Raw genomic sequence first — 26080 nt, 5'->3', positions numbered from 1 at the left:
AGGGTCCTTATGAAATTTGCAAAAACCTCCCCTTTAAAGGGTGAAATAACCATACCCGGTGACAAATCCATCTCTCACCGCAGCGTAATGTTTGGCTCCATTGCAAAGGGAACCACAGAAATCAGCCACTTTCTCCAAGGGGCCGATTGTCTATCCACCATCGACTGTTTCCGAAAAATGGGAATTCAGATTGAAAATAACCAGAATACCGTCATTGTCCATGGAAAAGGACTCCGGGGATTAAAAAGACCGGAAACCATTTTAGACTGCGGAAACAGCGGAACCACCACCCGCCTGATCTCCGGCCTTCTGGCTGCCCAGGATTTTAATGTAACCGTAACCGGGGACGAGTCTATCCAAAAACGTCCCATGAAACGTATTATGGAACCATTGTCCTTCATGGGAGCTGATATAAAGAGCATATTGGATAATGGCTGCGCTCCTCTTTCCATCACCGGCAAAAGACTCCGGGGCATCCATTATACCAGCCCGGTAGCCTCTGCCCAGATAAAATCCTCCATCCTTTTAGCCGGCCTGTACGCAGAAGGGGAAACAAGGGTAACAGAACCCTATGTATCCAGAAACCATTCTGAAATCATGCTGAAACACTTTGGAGCCAATGTAAAAACAGAAGGAACCACCGCCTGCATTGCTCCTGCTGCAGAATTATACGGCAATCAAATCATTGTTCCCGGAGATATCTCTTCAGCAGCTTACTTTATAGCGGCAGGCCTGATAGTCCCAGGCTCAGAAATACTGATAAAGCAAGTAGGCATCAACCCCACACGGGATGGGATCATCCGCGTATGCCAGGAAATGGGGGCTGATATTACTCTTTTGGATGGGAATATGGATTCCGGAGAACCAACCGCAGATATTCTGGTGAAATCCGGTTCTCTCCACGGCGTTCCCATCGGCGGAGCCATCATTCCTACCCTCATCGACGAACTTCCCATAATCGCCGCCATGGCGTGCTTTGCAGAAGGAGAAACCATTATTAGGGATGCGGCGGAATTAAAGGTAAAGGAATCCAACCGCATTGATGTCATGGTAAAGAATTTGTCCGCCATGGGAGCCGATGTTCGAGAAACTGACGATGGCATGATCATCAGAGGCGGAAGACCTCTCCACGGCGCTGTCATAGACAGCAAACTGGATCACCGGATCGCCATGACCTTTGCCGTGACCGGGCTTTGCGCAGAGGGAGAAACAGAGATCTTGGGCGCAGAATGCGTAAATATCTCTTATCCAGGGTTTTATCAGGATCTGGAAATGCTGATGAAATAAACAGTTCCTTCCTGTAAATCAAGTCTTGGGATAATGGTAAAAAAATAACGTTCCACCTTTCGTCAAGAAAGCATAATGCCGGGAGAACATAAGTTCATTCCGGCATTTTTGATGATGGCAGTATAAGGAAAAGGCTTTTACAGCACTTGGATCTGGCACATCTTCATGGCTTCTAACGCATTCTCATGGCTCCTTAAAGTCACACCTGCACAACAGGAGGAATCCACCAGCACCGGAGTTTCCGGAAGAAAGGCTTTGACTAACAGGGCATTGGAAATGACACAGATATCTGTACATAATCCCACCAATTCAATGGATTTATACTCTCTTTCTTTCACATACGCTCCAAGAGCTGCACTTCCAAAGGTGTTTTTCTCAAAGTACTTTCCCGGAAACTCCTTTAGAGACTCCTCAAGCTCCCAGCCGGCAGTTCCCTTAATGCAATGTACCACCGGAAGCATTTTCCCCTCCTGAGAATCCAGATAATCCTCTTTGTGGGTATCCAGGGTGAAAATCACCTCATCTCCTGCTTCCTGATACTCCTCTATTTTTCTTTTTACCTTGGAAACAATGGACACCGCCTCCGGGGTTCCCAGGGAGCCATTTATAAAATCCTTTTGCATGTCAACTACAATCAATAATCTTCTCATGGACAAACCTCCGTTTATAAGCATTACAAATATTTTATCATAATTTACACTTTTTCGCACACTATTTTTATGGTACAATTCCTCCACATTGACTTATTCTGAGACTTTTTCAAATAACAGTTGACAAATCCCAACAGACGTATTAAGATACTGTTTAAATGAAATAAAAATAAACCGTTGAAAAAGAAGAGTAAGCGTTCCATGCAATATTTCAGAGAGCCGCCGTTGGTGGGAGTGCGGTATAAAGCTGATCGCTGAATGGACTTTTGAGGGCGGCCCCGAACCATTGTTTCAGTAGGGGCTGACGGAGACCACAACCGTTATGTAACGTGGCATATATGTTGGTATATGAAAAGTGGGCTTTTATAAAGTCAATTTGAGTGGCACCGCGGATTGTTTGATTCGTCTCAAGTACGTTTTTTAGCGTACTTGGGACTTTTTTTATTTCATCAGATAATCGGTCACTTACTCGTTCCGTCAGCGAAAAACCATTTTAAGGAGGAAATATTATGAAAAAATCAATCAAGACTCTGTTCCTTGCAGCCCTGGCGGCTGCCGCACTTACCGGCTGTTCTTCCAAGGCAGCCCCTGAGAAACCAGCGGATCACACTTCCGGCTCCCAGGCCTCTTCCAGTGGGGAAGCAGAAAGTTCTGCCAATCAGTCAAAAAGTGATGCTTCCAAAGACGGTGTCTCCTATACCATCGGCATCGGACAGTTTGCAGAACATGGTTCCCTTGACAACTGCCGGGAAGGCTTTTTACTGGGCCTTGCAGAAGAAGGAATCGAGGAAGGAAAAAACTTAACGGTTATGTATGAAAATGCCCAGGCTGACGGAGGTACCGCAAGCCAGATCGTAAACAACTTTCTTTCCAAAAAAGTAAACTTAATCTGCGCCATTGCAACCCCAATGGCTCAGTCCGCCTACAGCGGAGCAAAAAAAGCCGATGTTCCCGTTATCTTTACCGCAGTAACGGATCCTGTGGCCGCAGCCCTTGCAAAGGAAGACGGGACTCCTGCAGGAGAAATTACCGGTACCAGCGATAAACTTCCGGTGGAAAAACAGTTGGAAATGATCCGTAAGATCCTTCCTGATGCCAAGACCATCGGCATCCTTTACAGCACCAGTGAAGTGAACTCGGAAACAGCAATCAAGGAATACAAGGCCGCTGCAGCCTCCTACGGCTTTGAAATCGTGGAAGGTCCAGTTACTGCAACTGCCGACATTCCACTGGCAACTGACAGCATTTTAGAGAAGGTTGACTGCTTAAACAATTTAACGGACAATACCGTAGTAAGCTCTCTTCCGCTGATTCTTGATAAAGCAGGAAAGAAAAACATTCCGGTATTCGGCAGCGAGGTTGAGCAGGTTAAAATCGGCTGTCTGGCTTCCATGGGTCTTGATTATGTGGATTTAGGCAAGCAGACCGGCAAAATGGCCGCAAAGGTATTAAAGGGTGAAGCAAAAGCAAGCGGGATAAACTTTGAAGTCATCAAAGAAGCGGCATTTTACGGTAACTCAAAGGTTGCTGATTCTCTGGGAATTACGCTGCCGTCAGAGCTTACCGGCTCCGCTGCTGAAATTTTTACAGATATCACCCGATAAATTAAAGGAAGCTGGATTGGCCTGCAGGCTCATCAAACGGCTGATTTTCCAAGCTCCGCTGAATTATGCTTAGCTTTCATTAGAAAATTAAGCCAAAGAAATATACTTGGAGGAAGTTAAACCATGTCAATTATACTTGGCGTTTTGGAAGAAGGCCTGGTCTATGCCATTATGGCGCTGGGCGTTTATATCACCTATAAGATTCTGGACTTTCCGGATCTTTCCGTGGATGGAACCTTCCCTTTGGGAGGTGCAATCACCGTTACCCTGATTCTGGCCGGTATTAATCCGTTGGCAACGCTTTTTATTGCTTTTGCCGTCGGTGCCCTGGCCGGATGCATCACCGGCTTCATCCATGTTAAATTAAAGGTACGTGATCTTCTGTCAGGTATCATTGTCATGACTGCCCTCTATTCTGTGAATCTAAGGGTAGCCGGAAAATCCAATGTCCCATTTTTTAATAATGATTCCATCTTTGAAAACAGTTTTATAAACCGCCTGTTTCCCGGGAAGCTTGCAGATATCAGCGTTGTGATTATATTAGCGGTCATCGTGGTAATCGTTAAGCTTTTGCTTGATCATTATCTAAAGACCCGCTCCGGCTATTTGTTAAGAGCGGTAGGTGACAATGAAACTCTTGTTACCTCTCTTGCAAAGGACAAAGGCATGGTTAAGATCATCGGCCTTGCCATCGCAAACGGCCTGGCTGCTCTGGCCGGTTCCGTATACTGCCAGCAAAAAGGGTTTTTTGAAATCAGTATGGGAACCGGTACGATTGTGATCGGCCTTGCCAATGTCATCATCGGCACAAAGCTGTTTAAACGGATAGGATTCGTAAAATCCACGACCGCGGTGATTATCGGCTCTATCATCTACAAAGCCTGCGTGTCACTAGCCATTTATCTTGGTATGGAGGCATCAGATCTTAAGATGATAACGTCAGTGCTGTTCCTGGCCATACTGGTGCTCAGCAACGGCAGGGAAAAGAAGGTGAAACATTATGCTTGAACTTCAAAACATCAATAAATATTATAATCAGGGAACGGTCAATGAGATGTGTCTGTTCCAGAACTTTAATCTCACCATAAAAGACCGGCAGTTCGTATCTGTGGTAGGGAGCAACGGCTCCGGCAAGACTTCCCTGTTAAACATCATCTGCGGAAGCATTCCTTTAGACAGCGGTTCCATCCGGATCAGCGGTGCAGATATCACCGGTATGCCGGAGTATAAGCGTCAGCGCCGCATTGGAAGAGTCTACCAGAACCCGGCCATGGGGACATGTCCCAATATGACCATTCTTGAAAATATGGCTCTGGCTGATACCAAGGGAAAGCCCTTTAATCTGCTTCCCGGAACCAACAAGCAGCGGATCTCCTATTACAGGGAGCAGCTGCGTTTCCTGGGTCTTGGATTAGAGGATAAACTCCATGTGAAGGTTGGTGTTCTTTCCGGCGGCCAAAGGCAGGCCATGGCACTCCTCATGTCAACCATGACTCCCATTGAGTTCCTGATTTTGGATGAGCACACCGCAGCACTTGATCCAAAAACGGCTGAGATCATTATGGAGCTGACCGATAGGATTGTAAAAGAAAAGAAGTTGACCACCATCATGGTCACTCATAATCTGCGCTATGCAGTAGAATATGGTAACCGCCTGCTGATGATGCATCAGGGAAATGCCATTATTGATCAGGCAGGGGAAGAAAAGTCCAGTATTGATGTGGAACATATTTTAGAGAAATTCAATGAAATCAGCATTGAATGCGGAAACTAAAGGATTGATCCAGTTAAGACCACCCTGCATATTCTTTAAGAAACTTAAGCCCTGTTCAATCTAAAATTGAACAGGGCTTTTCTTTAAGGTGGTTTTTCGCTGTTTACATTGACTTGACAATATTATTTAGCCGCACTGGTCTGATATACTTGAAATACTGTTCGGGATTAAAATATAAGTAAATTAATCTACCTGGGGAAGTATCAAAGCAGTAACCGGTGCCTGCAAAATCAAAAGTTGCCATAGCCTTTTCTATCGTTTCCTCCACACTGCGATTTTCCTGCTCGTAATCAAACGGCCCGTGTTCAAAAACAATATACTCGGCCTCGGGAACATCAATCATAAGCATTTGCGTCGGTACTTCGCCTTGATAATCAAAAGGAAGACGTACACCATAACACTCCGTACGGGGGATCCCCCAATCACAAAGTCTGCCGTCCGGGTCATTCATGTACGCCATAACCTGACCGCCGCCGCCGTTAGTTTCGCTCCCACCATCGTCATCCAATTTTCCCTTGATACTATCGAGTAAGCCGCAGATTGTATCGCAGTCCTGTCCCGGTATAAGACTTTGCTTTTGCCAGAAATCCCAATACCCATTACTCTCATAGTTTTTAATGTGTAAAAATTTGTGTGCGGGAATGGTTACAAAATAAATTTTAACATCATCTGTAGATTTCATCATTCCAATCTCTCCCAGTCCTAAAAAGTAGCGGTCGAAAGGGTTTATTTTTGTACGAAGTACGACAGGATTAGGCTTTTTTCGATATTCCCTTGGAGTTACGCCATATGCTCCCTTGAAAGCTCTGGTAAAAGCTTCATGGGATGAAAAGCCATAATCAAAGGCAATATCCAAAATGCTTTTTTCACTGTCACGAACCTCTTTTAGTGCAAAGGCTAATTTTCTAAGCCGCAGATAATCCCTAAATTGCATACCCGAAATTTCTTTGAATTTTCTCGTTGTATAAAATTCGGAATAACCCAGCCTGCGAGAAAGAACACGTAGTGTCAAGGCTTCATCATTATAACTTTTTATACATTTGTCAATTTCATCAACGATTATTTGAATTTGTCTCTGCCACTCGTACATACATTCGTTCACCTCTTTTCAATCACCCTGCATTTATTATAAAGCAATAGAGAGATTACTGCTTGATTTTACTTGCTGTTATTTCATTTTTCTTTTTTCGTTTTGCGCCCCTTGATCACCTTTTTCGGCTCGGGTGACACTTTCCTGCTTATATTAAAAACAAGGCAGAATCTTTAAAATCCTGCCTTTTTCCCTTATTTTATGACTTATCTGCTCATCTCGCTCTGAGGGCCTTTGTCATTATGGTCTTTTATAACCGCATTGACCTCACTTAAATCAGAGGTGGGAAGATCTCCCGGTATGGTATTCTTTAAGGCAGCCGCCGCATTGCCGTACCGAACGGCCTTCATGCAGTCGCCACCGCTGCTTAAAAGGCCGTAAAGGGCTCCTGCAATATAAGCATCTCCGCTTCCGATCCGGTCCACAACATCTATGTTGCGGTACGGTTCTTCCTCGTAATATTCCTTTCTGGATGCATCGTAGATTACGGAGCCAAAGGTATGGCTTTTGGGGCTGTGTACAATCCTTTGTGTCGAGGCAACAACAGAAACAGGGTATTCTTCCGTAAAGCTTTTCATCATTTCCTTTACAGTCCCTTCCTTCTTAAATGTCAGCCTGGCGGTTTCTTCGGAACAGAAGAATATATCCACATAGGGCAGAATCTGTTCAATACACGCTCTGGCTTCCTCTCCCGTCCAGAGATTTCCCCTGAAATTCACATCAAAGGATATAATAGTCCCTGACTCCTTAAACTTTTTAATCATATCGACAGCTGTTTTCCTGGTATTCTCACACAAAGCCAGAGTAATGCCTGTGGTGTGGAAACAGGTGGTCGCCCGATACATTTCCTCGGGAAAGGAAGTAGTGCTGATCTGAACAAAGGAACTGTTCTTTCTGTCATAAATAACCTTTGGCTTTCTTGGATAAGCCCCATATTCATAATAATAAAGCCCCAGCCTGGCACTTAAGCTGTTGTCGTAAACAAAATAGTCATCACTGATCCCGTAAGAACGGACTTTATTCTTCACAAAATTTCCTATGTCATTCAACGGAAGCTGGGTAACCACACCGGTATGAAGGCCTAAAAGCGCAGCGCCGACGGCAACGTTTAATTCCGCTCCGCCTACCTGCTTTTGAAAGGTATCTCCCCGGACAAGCCGCTCCACTCCTGCCGGGGATAAGCGTAACAGCAGTTCCCCCAGGCTCAGTAAATCAAAAGGTCTGTCACTCATCTTGAACTTTCCTCCATTATTTTCAAATAGGGAGTCATTTCTCATGACTCCCCATCTCTTTGGCGCATAGCCGTTCGATGAGCCGCCAGGCAAATCGAACTTCTTTTTATTAATTATCTCTGAACACGTCCTGAGCCGTCGCCCCCTGCCAAGGTTTCCACATCTTCTCTGGTTACCAGATTGAAGTCTCCCGGGATGGTGTGCTTTAATGCGGAAGCTGCAACCGCATATTCCAAGGCACCCTTAAAATCCTTACCGTCAACCAGTCCGCAGATCACGCCTGCTGCAAAGGAATCACCGCCGCCTACACGGTCTACAATGGGAGTGACACGGTATTTTTTAGAATGATAGAATTCACGTGTTGCACCATCCATGATGCATGCAGACCAGCCATTGTCAGAAGCTGAGAAGCTCTCACGTAAGGAGCTGACCACATATTTGAAGTTAAACTTATCAATCATCTGATTGAAGATATCTACATAACCCTGTAATTCCAGCTCGCCGGAAGTTACATCGGTATTGCCTGGCTTAAAGCCAAGAACCTTTTCTGCATCCTCTTCGTTTCCGATACATACGTCCACGTACTGCATCAGGTTCGTCATAACCTTCTGAGCCTTTTCAGAAGACCATAATTTCTTACGGAAGTTTAAGTCCACTGAAACGGTTACACCGTGAGCCTTGGCTGCCTTTAAAGCCGCCTCAGTCAGCTCTGCCGCCTCATCGCTTACAGCAGGTGTGATTCCTGTGAAATGAAACCATTCTGCATCTTTAAAGATCTCATCAAAGTCAAAATTTGCTGCAGTTGCGGTTGCAATGGAGGAATGCGCTCTGTCATATACAACAGCAGATGCTCTCATGGCGGAGCCTGTCTCTAAAAAGTAAATACCAAGTCTTTCTCCGCATCTTGCAATGTGCTTTGTTCCTACGTTGTATTTTCTTAAAGCTGCTACTGCACACTCGCCGATTGGGTTCTTGGGAACTGCTGTCACAAACTGTACGTCATGTCCATAGTTAGCCAGAGAAACAGCTACGTTAGCTTCGCCGCCTCCATAGTTTACATCAAACTCATCTGCCTGGATCAATTTTTCATTATTTGGGGTAGATAATCTTAACATGATCTCGCCCATGGTCACAAGTTTTGCCATTTTCTATTTTCTCCCTAAGATTCTATTATTGTTTTATTATGAGCTTTTCTTATTTACGTGCAGCGGCCACTGCCTCAACGAATTCCTTTGCCTTTGCTGTAACTGCGGCAAAATCACCGGTCTTGGCGCCCTTTGTCAGGCTGCTTCCGGTACCAACGGCATAAGCTCCTGCCTTGATCCACTTATCCACGTTATCAACGTCAACACCGCCGGATGGCATGAAGTCACCCTGGGGAAGGGGGCCTTTAAAGGAGCTGATCGCTTCCGGTCCCATGATGTTGCCTGGGAAGATCTTGATCACGTCACAGCCGCACTCCAATGCTGTAATTGCTTCGGTTGGCGTCATAACACCTGGAAGCATAGGCACTCTGTAACGGTTGCACAGCTTAATCGTCTCAACGTTTAAGCCGGGGCTTACAACGTAGTTTGCCCCTGCAAGGATAGCAGCTCTTGCTGTCTCCGGGTCAAGAACCGTACCTGCTCCAATAACCACATCTGCATTTTTTCTATATTTTTCAGACATTTTTGCGATGAATTCAATTGGATTTCCTTCATCCATAGTCATAGTGATTTCAATGAAATTGATGCCGCCAGCAATGATGGCATCAACTACCTTTTCGCCCTGCTCAAAGTCTTTTGCGCGAACAACAGCAACCAGACAGTCTTTTTTCATCTTTGATAAAACCTGTTCTTTTTTCATTATCCTTCTTCTCTCCTTTTTTATTTTCGTATATACGAATTAATTTCATATTTACGATTCCTATACCTGAAATATTAATCGTTTCCAGCGGTTTTGTCAACAGGTATTCCTTATATTTTTCCAAGAAATCCTAACAAACGGGAAACCTCCATCCCCTTCCTTGAAACCAGCTGTCCCAAAGCCTCATAATCATCGGAAGGTTTATATAGGCTGGAGATGCTGATGGCCCCCAGCACGTTTCCATCACGGTCAAAAACCGGTGCGCCCACGCACTGCATATGCTCCTCCATTTCCCTGGCGTCAAAAGCATATCCTCTCTCCCGGACCTTTTTCAGTTCTTCAAGCAGCTGTCCCCTGTTTTTGATGGTCCGTTCCGTAAATTGTATGAATTTCAGCCGGTTAATCATCTGTTCCCTTGCCTCCTCGCTGCTGTAGGCAAGAATCACCTTTCCAAGCGAGGTGCAGTACATGGGATTTTTCGAACCAACGGTGGCTGTGGTAATAATAGGATTCTCCGGTTCGAACTTACATATGTAAACCACATGATGATCCGAGGGAATTCCAAAAAACACTGTTTTTCCAACTTCCTTTGAAAAAGCCTTAAGCACCGGCTCAATAATTCCTATAAAATCCAGATTGTTGGTATAATTAACGCCGATGCGGTAGGCCATCAGGCCTATGGTAAATTTTTGCTTCTGCCCCCTTGTCACATTTACCATGCCCATTTCGGCAAGGGTTGTTACGATATCGTAGGCACTGGTCTTAGGTAAGCCCAGCTTTTCGCAGAGATCATCCAAAGTAGCCCCTTCGGACGTTCTGGAGATCAGCTTTAAGATCTCCACGGTTCTTTGTGTGGTTCTATTTAGTTTCATGGTTTTGCCTCCATTTCTATGTCCTAGTATACTCCTGGAAACGGAGAAAAAGCAAGATGATTTTCGCATATACGAAACTTTTGTAAGTGTTTACAAAATACATGGGGTTTTTTCATATTCTTTGATTTCCGTAAATCAGGGATTGTAATATTTATCATAATTATGTATAATAAATTGGGTATGTAAATACTTACAATTACGGAGGTGATGCTTTTGAATATCTATGATGTTTCCAAACATGCTCACGTATCGATTGCCACCGTCTCCCGTGTCATCAACGGAAATCCCAATGTCAGCGAGAAGACCAGAAAGCGAGTCCTTGCCGTTATGGAAGAGCTTGGCTATACCCCCAATGTATTTGCCAGAAGCCTGGGATTAAATTCCATGAAGACCATAGGGATCATGTGCGCGGATTCTTCCGACCCCTGGCTGGCGGAAGCCATCTACTATCTGGAAAAGGAGCTAAGGGGCAACGGTTATGATTCCATACTCTGCTGTACCGGCTATCTTCCGGAAACAAAAAAGAAATATTTAGAGCTTTTACGTTCTAAGCGGGTGGACGCCATCATACTGACCGGATCCCATTATATAGAAGCAAAGCCAAAGGACAATGCCTACCTTTTAGAGGCTGCGAAGGATCTTCCCATTATGCTGGTTAACGGAAGCCTTAATGGAGAACAGATCTACAGTACGGTTTGTGACGACCATGCCGCAGTTTATGATGCGGCTTTACAGCTTTACCGCTCCGGCCGTACTTCAGTGCTTTACCTCTATTCCGGAAGCTCCTTCAGCAATTTGCGTAAGATTTCCGGCTACCGGGCTGCCGTAAAAGATGCGGGGTATGCGATCCGGGAAGAGCTTATGGTGCTCTGCCACAAAGACCTGGATGCTGCCTTGGAACGGCTGGACACGCTCTCCCGCTCCGGCGTCCATTTTGATGCGGTGCTGGCTTCAGAAGATATTCTAGCCGTTGCTGCCGTAAAATATGCAGACAAGGCGGGACTTAAGATCCCCCAGGATTTAAGCATCATCGGATACAACAACTCCATCCTGTCCAGGTGCACAACTCCGGAAATCACTTCCGTGGACAATAAGGTGGAAGCCCTTTGCACCACCACGGTAAACACTCTGATGAAGGTACTGGAGATGGGCAACGTACCAACGAAAACCACCATCACTCCGGAGTTAATGAAACGAGGTACTACTGATTTTTAATTCACATATTCAAGGAGGACTCTCTAACATGAAACAGTTTATGGACAAAGACTTTTTACTGTCTACCGACTCAGCCAAAGCTCTTTTTCACACCTATGGAGAAAATATGCCCATCGTAGATTATCACTGCCATATCAATCCGCAGGAAATCTACGAAGACCGGAAGTTCGATACCATCACCCAGGTATGGTTAGGGGGCGATCATTACAAATGGCGTCAGATGCGCTCCTGCGGCGTTGATGAAACGTATATTACCGGGAATGCTTCCGATCGTGAAAAATTCCAGAAATGGGCGGAGACCCTGCCAAAGCTCATCGGCAATCCTCTGTATCACTGGAGCCACTTGGAGCTTCAGAGATATTTCGGCTATACCGGTCATTTAAACGGAAGCACCGCAGAGGAGGTATGGAATTTATGCAATAAAAAGCTTGGTGAGGATTCCATGAGCGTGCGCAATCTCATCAGACAGTCTAATGTCAAGCTGATCTGCACCACCGATGACCCTGCCGATTCCCTGGAATGGCATCAGAAAATAGCCGCTGACCCCACCTTTGAAATAAAAGTCCTTCCCGCCTGGAGACCTGACAAGGCCATGAACATTGAAAAACCGGATTTTGCTTCCTACATGGCAAAACTATCTGCTGTAAGCGGCGTGGGAATCAAGGATTTTGCCTCCTTAAAAACAGCGTTAAAAAACCGTATGGAATTCTTCGCAAGCCAGGGCTGCAGCGTATCCGACCATGCGCTTGAATATGTCATGTATGCACCTGCCGGGGAAGAGGAACTTGATGCAATCTTTGCAAAGGGCCTTGCGGGAAAAGCCATCACAAAGGAAGAGGAGTTAAAATACAAGACCGCCTTCATGCTGTTTGTTGCAAAGGAATACAACCGCAAGGGCTGGGTGATGCAGCTTCATTATGGCTGCAAGCGTGACAACAACGCCCTGATGTTTGAAAAGCTTGGTCCTGATACTGGTTTTGACTGCATCAACAACTATGCTCCTTCCGCGCAAATGGCTGATTTCTTAAATGCATTAAGCGCAAACGACGAGATACCAAAAACCATCATTTACTCCTTAAATCCCAATGACAATGCTTCCATTGGCACCATTCTGGGCTGCTTCCAGAGCAAGTTCCCCGGTAAGATCCAACAAGGCTCTGCATGGTGGTTCAACGATCATAAGGCAGGCATGACGGAACAGATGATTTCTCTGGCAAACCTAGGAGCCCTTGGTAATTTCATCGGAATGCTCACGGATTCCAGAAGCTTCTTATCATATACAAGACATGAGTACTTCCGCAGGATCCTTTGTGAGCTTATCGGAGGATGGGTGGATAACGGAGAGTATCCGGATGACCAGGAGGCACTGAAAGAAATCATTGAGGGTATTTCCTATAACAATACGGTCAAGTATTTTAATTTTGACATCTGATATTTAAAGCTGGGGCTTTGGTCAGGACGTTCAAAAAAGGAGTCCGGTCTTTTTCGAAAAGACCGGACTCCTTTTTTTACTGTATGACCTTTACAGGACATTTAGCGGCGCATTTCCCGCAGTTGGTACATTTTTCATAATCAATGACCGCAACATTATGATCCATGTGAATGGCATCGAACTCACACTGTTTCGTACACAGCATACAAGCGATACAGCCAACATCACATTTTGCCTTCACATCCTTGCCTCTGTCATGTGAATTGCACTGAACCAGATGCTTTGACTTATAGGGAACCAGGTCAATCAGCTTGTTTGGACAGGCAGAGACACATTTGCCGCAGGCTACGCATTTCTCCTTATCCACCACTGCCACTCCGTCCACCACATGAATGGCATCAAATTCACAGGCCTTCACGCAGGAACCATACCCCATACAGCCATAGACACAGGCCTTTTCCCCGGAACCGGGAACCGCAGATATCATCCGGCAGTCATCAATTCCGTAATAATTGTACTTTACCTTTGTCTTATCACAGGTTCCTTTGCATTTTACAAAAGCAACCTTTTTTTCCGCGGTACCGGCCGAAACGCCCATGATTTGGCTGATCCTCTCCGCTACTGCCGCGCCGCCAACGGGACAGGCAGCAACATCTGCCTGGCCTAAGGCAATGGCCTTTGCCAGGGCATCACAGCCTGCATATCCGCAGCCGCCGCAGTTATTTCCCGGAAGCTCATTACGGACAAGAATCTCTTTCTCATCTACTTCTACTTTAAACTTTTCGCTGGCAATCCCAAGGAACACACCGATTAATATACCGATGACACCTACAATGGCTGCCGCTAACAGAATACCTGTTACCATGCTTTCGTCTCCTCCTTATTTAATTAATCCGGAAAATCCGAAAAATGCGATTGCCATCAGGCCGGAGGTAATCAGGACAATGGGGGAACCCTTAAAGGAATGGGGAACGTCATTGTATTCGATCCTTTCACGGATACCTGCCAGCATGACAATGGCAATGGTAAAGCCTACGGAAATACCCACTCCGTTGACAACACTTTCCAGAATGTTATATCCCTTCTGTACATTGGTCAGGGCCACGCCTAACACTGCACAGTTGGTGGTTATTAAAGGAAGATACACTCCCAGGGCTTCATAGAGTGCCGGCATGGATTTCTTTAAAAACATTTCTACAAACTGCACCAGAGCCGCGATAACCAGGATAAACACAATGGTCTGTAAAAACTCCAGATGCAGATTTACCAGGACTCCCTTGTATATGACGCTGGTCACAAATGCCGCAATGGTAATTACGAAAATTACAGCTGCGCCCATGCCGGCAGAGGTCTTCACATTTTTGGAAACTCCAAGGAATGGACAAAGTCCCAGAAACTGACTGAGCACTACGTTGTTGACCAATGCGGAACCAATGGCAATCAATAACAATTCTTTCATCTATCCATCCTCCTATTCATCTTTTCCGGAAACTGCATTTTTTGCTTCTGCTTCCTTCTTTGCTGCCTGCGCTTTCCTTGCTGCCGAAGCCTCCTCTTCCATCTGTTTTTTCCTGGCCTGAAGAACCTCGTGGTTGGACATGCAGGAGGAACCGGTGCAGGAAGCACAGTTGCCGCCGCAGGCTAATTCAGATTTCGGGGCAGAACCGTTGGTTGCCGAAGGCGCTTTAAACTTATTCTGAAGTGCTGTCAAAATAGACAATACAAAGAATGCACCAGGGGCAAGAACAAAAATAGCAACATGGAAATCTTCCGGAATAATGGTTTGCCCGAACACGGCACCGGAGCCTAACAGCTCACGCACAAGGCCGATACAGGTAAGAGCAATGGTAAAGCCAAGTCCCATGCCGATTCCATCAAAGGTGGATTCTATTACTCCGTTCTTGGAAGCATAGGATTCTGCCCGGCCTAAAATGATACAGTTTACCACGATCAGGGGAATATAGATGCCCAGCGCAGAATACAGGCTCGGTACATAGGCTTGTAACAGAAGCTGCACGATCGTAACCAGGGTCGCTACGATAACGATATATGCCGGGATCCTCACCCGGTCCGGAATGATCTTACGAAGGGCAGAAATAAGCATATTGGAAAACAACAGCACCACGGTCGTGGAAAGCCCCATGCCTACACCGTTCACCGCTGATGTGGTAACAGCCAGTGTCGGACACATACCAAGCATCAGGATAAAGGTCGGGTTTTCTTTTACAATACCGTTAAACAGACGTTCCATACATTTCTTGTTCATCTTCCCACCTCCTACCGTTCTATGCTGTGATGCACGTAATACAATGCGGCATTGACTGCATTGGTTACCGCGCTTGATGTAATAGTTGCACCGCTGATGGCATTGATCTCCCCGTCACCGGCATTGCCGGATTTGGTTACAGTCAGGGATTCCTTGGTCTTTCCTGCATACTGGCCTTTAAATGCCGGTTCCTTGGCCTTTAAGCCCAGACCCGGAGTATCACTGATTAACAGAAATTCAATGCCGTTAATGGTTCCGTCTTCCTTAATACCCACGGAAACCTTTACAGTCCCGCCGTAGCTGTCATCCGAACGGGAAGTAATCACGTATCCCAGGACAGTCCCGCTTCCATCCACTGCCTGAAGGGCATTGTCCACGCTTACTTTTCCGAAATTCTGGGAAAGCAGCTCTGTGTTACAGGTTTCCACGGCTGCCTTCATTCCATCATCCATTGTAAAATCAGCTGCTTCCGGAAATACCTTTTTATACGCAGCCTGATTCGCAGCCTCCGTAGCCTTTGCAATGGGCTCTTTCGTAATCTGATAAGCGCCGCCCAGCAAAAAGCCGGAAATCAAAGTGATCAGGAACAAAATTACCGCATCTTTCATATATCCGCCATTTTTCATCTTACTTGCCCTCCTTTCCAAATGCTACAGGAAGAGAGATTTTCTCAATCAGGGGAACCAGGATGTTGCTGATGATGATGGCATAGGAAACGCCTTCCGCAGAACCGCCGAAAAGACGGAACAATCCGGTAAGTACCCCCAGGAGAATGCCGAAAAGAAGCTGTCCTTTTGGAGTGATGGGACTGGTCACATAATCGGTTGCCATAAAGAATGCACCGAATATAAGACCGCCGCCGCATAAGTGAGTCAGAACATACGTCACATCATGACGGCCGAAAATAAATACAAATATTGCAAAGGTAATGAGATAAGCTGCCGGGATCCTTATGGAAATTATCCTTCTGAACAAAAGGTAGGCTGCACCCAGCAGCAGTGCGATCACTGACACCTCGCCAATGGTACCCGAAATCTTTCCAATAAACATAGCTGTTAAGTCAACGGCTTCTCCTGCCTTTAAAGCCGCAAGAGGAGTGGCGCCTGCAACCGCATCATTGTATGTAAACGTGGTCATCTTGCCTGCAAAAGAGATAAGCAGGAAGCATCTTGCAGCCAGAGCCGGGTTCATGAAGTTCTGACCAAGGCCGCCATAAAGCTGCTTCACTACAATAATGGCAAATACACCGCCCAGAAACGGTATCCATAAAGGGATGGCCGGGGGCATGTTAAGACCCAGAATCAACCCGGTTACCAGGGCACTTCCGTCTTGTATGGTAACGGGTTTTCCCATAAGGGATTCAAATACGTATTCGCTGAGTACACAGGACAATACGCTTACAAACAAGATTAAGGCCGCTTTTATTCCAAACTGATATACACCATACGCAGATGCAGGAATCATGGCAATGGCAACATCCAGCATAATATTCTGTGTTGTAACCTGATCCCTGGCATGAGGCGATGATGATACATTTAACAATTTACTCATGCTTCCTCCTCCTACGCTTTCTTTCTGCTTGCCGCAACTTCTTTGCGCATCTCTTTAAATGCCTGGGTAAGAGGCCTTCTGGCAGGGCAGATATAGGCACAGCATCCGCATTCGCAGCATTCCATGCCGTTTAATTTGATAAACCGCTCCATGTCAGACCGCTCCGCCGCTTCCATAATCATCTGGGGGACGATATTACCCGGACATACCTTTACGCATCTTCCGCAGCGGATACAGGCACTGGGCGCATGTTCCGCCACCTCGTCCTTTGTCAGGCAGGTAAGGGCGGATGAGGTTTTTGTAACGGGAACATTATAGTCAAACAAGGCCTGTCCCATCATGGGCCCTCCGGAAATTACCTTTGCAGGCTCTGCCTGAAAGCCGCCGGATGCTTCTAAAAGCTCTGTATAGCTGGTTCCGATCCTCACATTATAGTTCTGTGGATTTGCTATGGCATCCCCTGTTACTGTAATGATCCGGCGGATCAGGGGAATGCTCTTTGCAACAGCATTATAAATAGAAATCACCGTATCTACATTGTCTACCATACAGCCTGCATCTGCCGGAAGCATGGTGGAATTGATCTTCCGCCCTGTTACGGCATAAATCAGAGTACGTTCTCCGCCCTGAGGATATTTGGTCTGTAAAGGACAGACGGTGATCCTGGGCTCATCCTTTACAAGCTCTGTCATCTGCTTGATGGCTTCGGGCTTGTTGCTCTCAATGGCAATCACTCCCTTCGCGTTATCAAATAATTGAAGGATTATCGTAAGCCCTTTGATGATGCTTTCCGGCTCTTCCAACATCATCCGGTAATCGGAAGTCAGGTACGGCTCGCACTCCGCACCATTGACGATGACCGTATCAATTTTTGATTCGTCTTTTGGTGTCAGCTTCACATGGCTTGGAAATCCCGCACCCCCAAGTCCTACGACCCCAGCTTCTTTAACAAGGTTCCTGATCTCTTCCTTCGACAGAGATTTTGGATCACGCTCTTTGCCAAAACCTTCTACCGTCTGATACTTCCCGTCGTTTTCAATAATAACGGACTGGACCATAGAACCGTTGGCCACCAGCCTTGGCTCAATGGTTTTTACTGTTCCTGAAACGGAACTGATCACGCAGGCGGAAATAAAGCCCCCCGGCTCTCCGATCTTCTGTCCAACCAGCACCTGATCACCCGCTGCCACCAAAGGCTTCGCCGGTGCGCCGATATGCTGGGACAGCGGGAACACCATCTCGCCTTTTGGCTGCAGCACTTGTACAGGTTTGTTTTCCGACAATTCTTTTCCTTCATAAGGATGAATGCCGCCTTTAAATGTAGCCAGACCCATTAAACTAACCTTCTTTCTATACAATTCTTTGTCATTCCCGGCAAAAATTCACCATTTGCCTCCTGAAACAGTATAGCATAATTCCCAAGCCGAAACAATGCAAAATAAACATTGTATACTGTGTTTCATATACAATTCTTACTATTTATCAGGAAAGAAACCTTGCTTCAAGACGTTTTTATGTGTTAAGCAATTAACAAACCTTATAAAAGGAGGTCTTATCTTGTTTTCTCATAAATACAATTAATTCCAATCCATTTTTCTAAAATCCCCATAACCTGACTTTTTCTGACAGTGTTTTCAAATTTATACACCGCCCTTTGTGAAATTTTTGTTAAAATATCACTATTTTTAACGACTTTTTTCACGCCACAATCGATTTATTTTATCACTTATCTCTTTTACTTATTAGAATTTTTAATAAACAAAAGGGAGCATAGGAGAAAGAGGAATCACGAAGGATTGTATAACTGCCTTTTTCTCAAATGCTCCCCTAAGGGAATAAAGAGGCCCTGGCCTTTGTTTAATCCAGTTCCACTGCCCCGGTATAAAGCTGATAATATCTGCCTTTCTGTTTCAGAAGATCCTCATGATCCCCGCGTTCTATGATCTCCCCGTTTTCCAATACCATAATGGCATTGGCATTGCGTACCGTAGACAGCCGGTGGGCGATGACAAAGGTAGTCCGGTCCGCCATCAGACGGTCCATTCCCCGTTCAATATGCTTCTCTGTTCTGGTATCCACGGAGCTGGTGGCTTCATCCAGGATCAGGATCGGTGCTTTTGAAATGGCTGCCCTGGCAATGTTTAAAAGCTGCCTTTGCCCCTGGCTTAAGTTAGCCCCGTCACCTTCCAGCACCGTTTCAAAGCCGGCCGGGAGTCTCATGATGAAGGAATAAGCGGAAGCTGTTTTTGCCGCCTGGATTACCTCTTCATCCGATGCGTCAAGCCTTCCGTAACGGATGTTCTCCATAACGGTACCAGTGAACAGATGAGTGTCCTGCAGGACCATGGCAATGTTATGCCTAAGGTTTTCACGCCTGATATGACGGATATCCACTCCGTCAATGGTAATCGCTCCGCCCTGGATATCATAAAAACGGTTTATCAGATTTGTGATGGTGGTTTTTCCTGCTCCTGTGGAGCCTACAAAAGCGATCTTCTGACCAGGCTTCGCGTAAAGGCTTAAATCCTTTAAAATTACCTTGTCAGGATCATATCCAAAGGTCACATTCCTTAGCTCTACAAAACCGTTCATAGGCTCAAGCTCTGCCGCATCTTCTTCATCCGCTGGTTCCGGTTCTTCATCCATAATGGCAAATACCCGTTCCGCTCCTGCAAGAGCAGAAAAGACATTGCTCACCTGCATGGATATCTCGTTGATCGGACGGCTGAACTGCCTGGAAAAGGATAAAAATACGGTCAGTCCGCCTACATCAAACCCCCGGAGCACACAAAGCAGACCTCCGATGCATGCAGTCAGGATGTAGTTTAGCTGGCTTAAGTTTCCCATGACCGGCATCATCACGCCTCCGAAAAACTGTGCATGGATCATATTGTTCCTTAAATCCTCATTGAGTATTTCAAATTCTTCTTCTGCCGTGTCTTCATGACAGAATACCTTTACCACCTTTTGACCGCTGATGATTTCTTCTATATATCCGTTTACAGCTCCAAGGGAGCTTTGCTGGGCCGAGAAAAACTTCTGGCTTCTTGATGCCACAAAGCCGCCCACCTTCATCATCACCGGTATCATGATGATAGTCACCAGAGTCAGCCATATATTCGTATAGATCATGAGTGCCAAGGTCCCTATGATGCTTAAAGCTCCGGTAAAAAGCTGGATTAAGGTATTGCTCAGCATCTGTCCTATGGTATCCACATCATTGCTGAACCGGCTCATAAGGTCTCCGGTGTTATTGGAATCATAAAAACGCACAGGCAGGGTCTGGATCCTGCCAAATAAGTCATCCCTGATTTTTTGCAGGGCATTTTGTGCCACCGTCAGCATGATTCTGGATTGGACATAATTGGCAATTACCCCAATGAGATAAACGATTCCCATTGCCGTAAGACCTTTTGCAAGGCCTGTAATGCTTCCCCTTCCGCCCCCTAAAGGTGCGATGTACTGATTGATAATGGGACGCAGCATGTAAGAGCCGGCCAGCATGGCAAGGGTGCCCACAATCACACAGAAAAATGCCGCTCCCATAAAAACCTTATATTCATTTAAATAGGACATGAGACGGGAAATGGTTGCCTTGGCATTCTTCGGAAGACCGCCTTTCATCGGTCTGTTTGCCCCATGGCCTCCCATTGGCCCCCGGTTCCTGGCAGGTTGGGAAGAGCGGCCGTATCGCTTTTTTAAGCTTTCAATTTGTTTCTGCTTATCCATCATGCACCTGCCTCCTCTTCCCGTTCTCTCTGTGAATAATAGATTTCCTGATAAGCCTCGCAAGACACCAGCAGCTCTTCATGAGTTCCTATGCCTGCGATCTGCCCGTCATCAAGCACAATGATCTTATCCGCATTTTCCACGGAGCCGATCCGCTGGGCTATGATGAACTTGGTGGTATCCTTTAAAGTGGTCTGGAAGCATTGGCGGATACGGGCTTCCGTTGCCGTGTCCACAGCAGAGGTGCTGTCATCCAAGATCAGTATTTTCGGTTTCTTTAGAAGGGCCCTGGCAATGCAAAGTCTCTGCTTCTGTCCGCCGGATACATTGGCCCCCCCCTGTCCCAGATCCGTATCATACCCATCCGTAAAGCTGGAAACAAAGCCGTCCGCCTGGGCGCTTTCCGCCATGAGAATCACCTCTTCCATGGTTGCATCCTGGCTGCCCCACCGGAGATTCTCTTCAATGGTTCCCGAAAATAGGACATTCTTCTGCAAAACCATCCCCACTCCCTTTCTAAGATTCCTGATGGAGTAATCCTTTACGTCAATGCCGTCTACCAGAACTTGTCCTTCATCCGCATCGTATAAACGGGGAATCAGCTGAACAAGTGATGTCTTTCCGCTTCCCGTGGAACCGATAATTCCAATGGTCTCTCCAGGCTCCGCAACAAAATCAATGTGTTTTAAAATCATATCATCCGTTCCCTTTGTATACTGGAAGGAAACGTTTTTAAATTCCACCTTTCCCCTTATAACCTGGGCGGATTTTGCCGTCCCATGTTCATCCGTTAAATCAATTTCGGTATCCAGTACCTCTCTGACACGTCTTAAAGAAGCCATGGCCCGGGATGCCTGTAAAAACACCATGGACAGCAGCATCAGGGACATGAGAATCTGGACGATATAGGTGGTAAATGCGGTTAAATCACCTACCGGCATCTTTCCTGCAATGATTAAATTTCCTCCATACCATACTACAGCAAGGGTTGTGACATTCATGGCAAGCATCATCACCGGCATGCTGGCTACGACGATTTTCATGGCATCCAAACTGCCTTCTTTCAGATCCTTGTTTGTGACTTGAAATTTCTGTTCCTCGTAATCCTCCCTGACAAAGGATTTAATCACCCGCACATTGGTCAAAGCCTCCTGCACTCCGGAGTTTAGGCGGTCGATTTTCTTCTGCATAGCCTCAAATCGGGGAAACGCCATCTTTAAAATAATGAAGATAGACAGTATGAGTACGGGGATCACTGCCAGCAGTACTACCATCAGCTGGCGGTTCATAAGATAAGCCATAATAAGGCCTCCGATGAGCATCCCCGGCGCACGGAACATCATGCGCAGGCTCAACATAACCACATTCTGAATCTGCTGGATATCGTTTGTCAGTCTGGTGACAAGGGATCCTGTGCTGAAGTCGTCAATGTTGTTAAATGAAAATTGCTGGACTTTATGAAAAACATCCTTTCGCAGATCCGTGCTGAAACAAATGGAAGCCTTGGAAGAAAAATAGGAACCTCCGATTCCGCCTGCAGCCATGAATACGGCGATGGCAAGCATTCTCCCGCCCATGCTTAAAATGTATCCCATGTCTCTTCCGGCGACTCCGTTGTTAATGATCATAGAGGTCAGCTTTGGGAGCATAATTTCCCCCAATACTTCTGTCAGCATCAGAAGCGGGGCTAGGATAAAGGCTCCCAGGTATGGTCTGATATATTTCCAATATCGGTTCAAGTTATCAATCCTCTCTTTCTGTCATGTCCGTTTCTAAAGGGATTTGGGATAAATTGTCATAAATGCGGTCCAGATACTGCCCCATAGCAGCCAATTCTTCCTTGGAAAAATCTTGAAACATCCGTTCTTCCACATGATGGAAAAAATCCCTGCTGTGCTCCACCATATGCCTTCCCTTTTCCGTCAGACACAGTTTATTCATTCGGTTGTCTTCCTGGTCTACGGCCCGGGTGATGAATCCCCCTTTTTCCAGCTTCTTGACCGATACCGCAATGGTGGCAGTGGACACATAAAGGCGTTCTGCGATCTCCTTTTGGGAAGCATTGGAATGATCGGAAAGCATCATGAGAATCTGGTGCTGACTGCGGTATACCCCGGTTTGCCTTAAGCGTTCATCCAGGATACAGCGGTGCAGTTTCATAATCCTCATATATCTTATCATTACGCCATGGGTCGGTGAGAGGTTTCCCTTTAGTCCTTTATCCCGGAACGGGCACATTGGTTTCATCTGCAAATAATCCCCTTTCTGTTAGCTTGCTAATAATTAGCTAATTAACTACATAGCAGTATAGCACCATATGTCCTGTCTGACAACCCGGTAATTTTTGAAAATTTTGTGAATTTTTAATATCATAACCTATTTTTAAGCTTCCATTCTCAACTCTTAAAAGCCTTCCGCTATGCTGCCCCTATGGATTACTGGGTTTTCATATCGGTTCCTTAAACAAGCCGGATATCATTCCCAGGGTTTTACCTTTTCTATATCTTTTGGCTGCTTGATGGAATTGGAAATCTGAAGCATCTGATTCCACAACTCCTGGTATTCCTTGCTGCTTAAATCCTTGATCGGCCTTTGCATTTCGTATAATTCATGCATTTTCCCGTTTTTTATAGAAAAACTCTCCGGCGTATGGTACTGCAACTCAAAAATCTGGCCGTCAGGGGAGCGCAGGGTGGTATTGATTCCCTTGTAAGGACTCTGCCTGTCAAGCCAGTAATTCTTGATTTCAACTGTATCATATCCTGATTTCCAATAAAGCTCCATGGCCTTTAAGGTTTTCTTGGTAAGCTCTTCTGCGGAAGCTGTATAAGTATATCTTAATATATCCTTCACCTCATAATCCTGGCAGCCGGGGCCGTATTTTCTTTGAATTTTTTGTAAATACGAATCCCTGGATTTCATGCGGTTCTCCATGCCTGCCATTTCCATTCCAGCCTTCTTTGCCATTGCCCTGACCTGCCTTGTAATCTTTGGTTCGCACACCGCAGCCTTGTTGTAACAGGACATCCTCTTTACCTGGAGCCTGAAAACTCCATGATCATATTGCTTTCCATTGAGAAAGCGATTCCGCCACATTTTCTCCCCGCGCATTATCCCGCATTTCCTTTGATATTTTTATCATATCCTTCAGCATATGCCCCGGCTTTTAAAAATGTGTCTGTATTATTTATTTCATAACCGGACTAAGGGAATCCCGTACCGTTCAATTTATGTAAAAAGGAGGTCTGAATTTTATACAGACCTCCACTTTCCTATCTCTAGCAATTATTATTATCATCGAGCCAACGGCAGCGGGGATCATTACACCCATCTCTGAAGCCGGCCCAATATGCTTTTCTTCTTTCTTCTTCACAATTATCATTATTATTGTTGCAATTATTATTACAGATGCAATTACAATTACAATTACAATTGCATCTGCAGTTATTTCTGCAGCATCCGAAAAAGCAACTCATAATTCACACCTCTCTTTTCATTAATGTACTATATTATATGGGACATCTAGACAAGATGTGAAAAAGGGGAAAACAGGATATGGATCATTATCATTAAGGAAACCGATCTCATGCTGGACATCGGATACCTTCGATCCCAGACCCTAAAGCTGGACCGTCCATTGGTGATAAGCACTGGCTTGGGATCCAGGACTATTACCAAATATAATATGGGGATACGGGCAGGTCGGTGCTATGGGAACCTTTCATCCGCTGGGTTATGGATGAAACGGCCATAGACAAATCAATATTTTCCTAATGAAACTTAAAGTACAATAATAAAATGGCGCCGAGTACAATCCGGTACCAACCAAATACGGCAAAGTCATGCTTTTTAATAAAGCTCATTAAAAATTTTATTACTAAAATCGATACTGCAAATGCAACTACTGTTCCAATCCCTAATATAAGCAGCTCTTCCCTTGTAAAAGCAAGTCCGAATTTCAGTATTTTAATTGCACTTAATCCGAACATAACGGGCACCGCTAGAAAAAAAGTAAATTCGGCAGCCGCCACACGGGATACTCCAATAAGAAGCGCACCAATTATGGTAGCCCCTGAACGCGAAGTTCCCGGAATAATGGAAAGTACTTGAAATAAACCAATCATAAGGGCCGTTTGATAGGTAATGTCTGATAGGTCATTGGTAATGGGGGTTCGCTTTTTGTTCCAAAGCTCAACCACAAGAAAAGCTATGCCATAAAAAATTAAAGCTGCTGCAATCATCGCCGGAGTATGAAAATATTCTTCTATATAATCATCAAACAGGATTGTAACCACTGCTCCCGGTATGCAGGCAATCACTACTTTAAACCATATAGAAAAGGTTTCCTTTTTTATCATTGCTTTGTTTCTGTTGTTGAATTGAAAGGGAAACATCTTATCCCAAAATAAAAGTACAACCGCCAGAATCGCTCCTAGCTGAATAACAACAAAAAACATTTCCTTAAAAGCTGCACTGGCGTTTAATTGTAAAAACTCATCCACTATCAACATGTGTCCTGTGCTGCTTATGGGCAGCCATTCAGTAATGCCCTCCACAATGCCAAGAAACACAGCTTTCAGTATTTCCATAAAATCAAATCCCATTAATTTAAATCCTCCTTTAAAAATAGTATTTTCCATTAACCCTTTGATTTCAGGGTGCACATCCATTATCTTCTAGGATAAGAAAAGATACAAGAAACCGATTGTCACAGCGAAGAAAAGCTCTGACACCTTTCGTGTCAGAGCCTTATTTTCCGGTGCTCCGGGCTTTTACCACTTAGAATGCCCTTTCAGCAAAAGGATAACCTTTATCATCAGTAGTATAAATAAAAAAGCAGTTAAGTAAGGCTGACGGGTCATTATAAAAATCAATATTGCCAGTGTTTGCAGTATGATGGAGCAGGTTTTGGCGGCCCTTAATCCTTTTTCATTTACTATAAGCTGTATGGCCAGCTCTACGAGTCCCATCACTCCCATTAGAATTAATATTACAAAGTATGACGCGCGGATTATCGGAATCGTATCAGAATAAGCAAGCAATGTCACCGAACGGATATAATCACCCTCTTGCTGACCATAAAACGGCAGGAATATAAATGCAAAGGCCATCACATCTAAAATTCCATACATTAAACTATAAAGTTTACTAATATTCGAACGGTTTTCGGATTGGGCAAGAGTAATAAGCTCATTACCGGACAATAATTCATCAATAGATACTGCGAAAACCTTGGATATGCATTTGAGAGATTCAATGTTGGGGTAGCCTTTGCCGCTCTCCCATTTAGAGACAGCCGTTCTTGATACATATAGCTGCTCTGCAAGCTGTTCCTGAGTTAAATTATTCTGTTTTCTGAGTTGCTGCAGTTTCTCATTAAATTCCACGGGATACCTCCTGCTGCCTATTTACTTCTGAATGTCCAGCAACAGGTAATACGATTTCTTCCGGTATCAGCCATCCCCGGCGAAACCGAACAGACATGTATTTCATATAGTTGCATCCTTTCATTGTATAAGACTATTGTATTCGC

Annotated in this window: 24 protein-coding genes and 1 other annotated feature; of the genes, 6 read left to right on the top strand and 18 right to left on the bottom strand. The window is 45.3% G+C overall.

The features are described 5' to 3' along the window. The first annotated feature begins 9 nt into the window (after positions 1 to 9). Positions 10 to 1287 carry a 3-phosphoshikimate 1-carboxyvinyltransferase gene (gene aroA / locus CLOSA_RS08425; protein ID WP_013272349.1) on the top strand — a complete coding sequence of 426 codons (1278 nt, stop codon included), beginning with the start codon at positions 10 to 12 and terminating at the stop codon, positions 1285 to 1287. 137 nt (positions 1288 to 1424) lie between these two features. Here the strand turns inward: aroA and CLOSA_RS08420 are convergent, their stop codons facing one another. After that, positions 1425 to 1937: a cysteine hydrolase family protein gene (locus CLOSA_RS08420; protein ID WP_013272348.1), complete on the bottom strand. Its 513-nt coding sequence runs from the start codon at positions 1935 to 1937 to the stop codon at positions 1425 to 1427. Between the two features lie 168 nt (positions 1938 to 2105). After that, positions 2106 to 2350, top strand: a binding site (T-box leader). Between the two features lie 96 nt (positions 2351 to 2446). Between CLOSA_RS08420 and CLOSA_RS08415 the strand changes: the two genes are divergently transcribed. The 3 genes from CLOSA_RS08415 (at position 2447) to CLOSA_RS08405 (ending at position 5315) form a co-directional block, all read left to right on the top strand. Next, entirely contained in the window at positions 2447 to 3541 is a 1095-nt protein-coding gene (locus CLOSA_RS08415; protein ID WP_013272347.1) for an ABC transporter substrate-binding protein, read from the top strand. Positions 3542 to 3664: 123 nt separating this feature from the next. Beyond that, entirely contained in the window at positions 3665 to 4549 is an 885-nt protein-coding gene (locus tag CLOSA_RS08410; protein WP_013272346.1) for an ABC transporter permease, read from the top strand. Further along, a complete protein-coding gene (locus CLOSA_RS08405) occupies positions 4542 to 5315 on the top strand; it encodes an ABC transporter ATP-binding protein (protein WP_013272345.1) in 774 nt (257 codons plus the stop codon). Before CLOSA_RS08410 ends, CLOSA_RS08405 begins: the two co-directional genes overlap by 8 nt. A gap of 103 nt (positions 5316 to 5418) precedes the next feature. Here CLOSA_RS08405 and CLOSA_RS08400 read toward each other — a convergent pair whose 3' ends face one another. The 5 genes from CLOSA_RS08400 to CLOSA_RS08380 all read right to left on the bottom strand — a co-directional run bounded on the left by CLOSA_RS08400 (position 5419) and on the right by CLOSA_RS08380 (position 10354). Then, positions 5419 to 6405 (bottom strand): helix-turn-helix transcriptional regulator, encoded by a 987-nt coding sequence (locus CLOSA_RS08400; RefSeq protein WP_013272344.1) that lies wholly within the window; start codon positions 6403 to 6405, stop codon positions 5419 to 5421. Between the two features lie 206 nt (positions 6406 to 6611). After that, positions 6612 to 7637, bottom strand: a complete 1026-nt coding sequence (locus tag CLOSA_RS08395) for a sugar kinase (protein WP_013272343.1) — start codon at positions 7635 to 7637, stop codon at positions 6612 to 6614. A 113-nt stretch (positions 7638 to 7750) separates the two neighbouring features. Next, positions 7751 to 8782: a sugar kinase gene (locus CLOSA_RS08390; protein ID WP_013272342.1), complete on the bottom strand. Its 1032-nt coding sequence runs from the start codon at positions 8780 to 8782 to the stop codon at positions 7751 to 7753. Between the two features lie 49 nt (positions 8783 to 8831). Continuing rightward, positions 8832 to 9482: a bifunctional 2-keto-4-hydroxyglutarate aldolase/2-keto-3-deoxy-6-phosphogluconate aldolase gene (locus CLOSA_RS08385; RefSeq protein WP_013272341.1), complete on the bottom strand. Its 651-nt coding sequence runs from the start codon at positions 9480 to 9482 to the stop codon at positions 8832 to 8834. Between the two features lie 110 nt (positions 9483 to 9592). After that, complete coding sequence (locus tag CLOSA_RS08380) at positions 9593 to 10354, bottom strand: IclR family transcriptional regulator (RefSeq protein WP_013272340.1); 762 nt, start codon at positions 10352 to 10354, stop codon at positions 9593 to 9595. A 213-nt stretch (positions 10355 to 10567) separates the two neighbouring features. Here CLOSA_RS08380 and CLOSA_RS08375 point away from each other — a divergent pair, with 213 nt between their 5' ends. After that, on the top strand, positions 10568 to 11569 hold the full coding sequence (locus CLOSA_RS08375) for a LacI family DNA-binding transcriptional regulator (protein ID WP_013272339.1): 1002 nt from the start codon (positions 10568 to 10570) through the stop codon (positions 11567 to 11569). Positions 11570 to 11597: 28 nt separating this feature from the next. After that, complete coding sequence (uxaC, locus tag CLOSA_RS08370) at positions 11598 to 13001, top strand: glucuronate isomerase (protein WP_013272338.1); 1404 nt, start codon at positions 11598 to 11600, stop codon at positions 12999 to 13001. Between the two features lie 76 nt (positions 13002 to 13077). Here the strand turns inward: uxaC and CLOSA_RS08365 are convergent, their stop codons facing one another. The 12 genes from CLOSA_RS08365 to CLOSA_RS08310 all read right to left on the bottom strand — a co-directional run bounded on the left by CLOSA_RS08365 (position 13078) and on the right by CLOSA_RS08310 (position 25934). Then, the gene (locus CLOSA_RS08365; RefSeq protein WP_013272337.1) at positions 13078 to 13866 is read right to left on the bottom strand and encodes an RnfABCDGE type electron transport complex subunit B; all 789 of its coding nucleotides are present in this window, start codon (positions 13864 to 13866) and stop codon (positions 13078 to 13080) included. Between the two features lie 15 nt (positions 13867 to 13881). Next, positions 13882 to 14460 carry an electron transport complex subunit RsxA gene (rsxA, locus tag CLOSA_RS08360; protein WP_013272336.1) on the bottom strand — a complete coding sequence of 193 codons (579 nt, stop codon included), beginning with the start codon at positions 14458 to 14460 and terminating at the stop codon, positions 13882 to 13884. Between the two features lie 12 nt (positions 14461 to 14472). Continuing rightward, positions 14473 to 15267 (bottom strand): electron transport complex subunit RsxE, encoded by a 795-nt coding sequence (gene rsxE / locus CLOSA_RS08355; RefSeq protein ID WP_013272335.1) that lies wholly within the window; start codon positions 15265 to 15267, stop codon positions 14473 to 14475. An 11-nt stretch (positions 15268 to 15278) separates the two neighbouring features. After that, a complete protein-coding gene (locus tag CLOSA_RS08350; protein ID WP_013272334.1) occupies positions 15279 to 15893 on the bottom strand; it encodes an RnfABCDGE type electron transport complex subunit G in 615 nt (204 codons plus the stop codon). A gap of 1 nt (position 15894) precedes the next feature. Next, on the bottom strand, positions 15895 to 16818 hold the full coding sequence (locus tag CLOSA_RS08345) for an RnfABCDGE type electron transport complex subunit D (protein ID WP_013272333.1): 924 nt from the start codon (positions 16816 to 16818) through the stop codon (positions 15895 to 15897). An 11-nt stretch (positions 16819 to 16829) separates the two neighbouring features. Further along, on the bottom strand, positions 16830 to 18152 hold the full coding sequence (gene rsxC, locus CLOSA_RS08340) for an electron transport complex subunit RsxC (protein WP_013272332.1): 1323 nt from the start codon (positions 18150 to 18152) through the stop codon (positions 16830 to 16832). Between the two features lie 523 nt (positions 18153 to 18675). Further along, a complete protein-coding gene (locus CLOSA_RS08335) occupies positions 18676 to 20547 on the bottom strand; it encodes an ABC transporter ATP-binding protein (RefSeq protein WP_041709031.1) in 1872 nt (623 codons plus the stop codon). Further along, the gene (locus CLOSA_RS08330) at positions 20547 to 22286 is read right to left on the bottom strand and encodes an ABC transporter ATP-binding protein (RefSeq protein WP_013272330.1); all 1740 of its coding nucleotides are present in this window, start codon (positions 22284 to 22286) and stop codon (positions 20547 to 20549) included. Before CLOSA_RS08330 ends, CLOSA_RS08335 begins: the two co-directional genes overlap by 1 nt. Positions 22287 to 22290: 4 nt before the next feature. Beyond that, entirely contained in the window at positions 22291 to 22794 is a 504-nt protein-coding gene (locus CLOSA_RS08325) for a MarR family winged helix-turn-helix transcriptional regulator (protein ID WP_013272329.1), read from the bottom strand. 228 nt (positions 22795 to 23022) lie between these two features. Beyond that, complete coding sequence (locus CLOSA_RS08320; protein ID WP_013272328.1) at positions 23023 to 23658, bottom strand: hypothetical protein; 636 nt, start codon at positions 23656 to 23658, stop codon at positions 23023 to 23025. 659 nt (positions 23659 to 24317) lie between these two features. Next, positions 24318 to 25151 (bottom strand): undecaprenyl-diphosphate phosphatase, encoded by an 834-nt coding sequence (locus CLOSA_RS08315; protein ID WP_013272327.1) that lies wholly within the window; start codon positions 25149 to 25151, stop codon positions 24318 to 24320. Between the two features lie 168 nt (positions 25152 to 25319). Further along, positions 25320 to 25934 carry a helix-turn-helix domain-containing protein gene (locus CLOSA_RS08310; protein ID WP_013272326.1) on the bottom strand — a complete coding sequence of 205 codons (615 nt, stop codon included), beginning with the start codon at positions 25932 to 25934 and terminating at the stop codon, positions 25320 to 25322. Positions 25935 to 26080 lie beyond the last annotated feature (146 nt).

The sequence above is a fragment of the [Clostridium] saccharolyticum WM1 genome, from assembly GCF_000144625.1.
Lineage (GTDB): Bacteria > Bacillota > Clostridia > Lachnospirales > Lachnospiraceae > Lacrimispora > Lacrimispora saccharolytica.
Note: the sequence above shows the minus strand (reverse complement) of the source record. Positions and strands in the feature narration are given on the sequence as shown.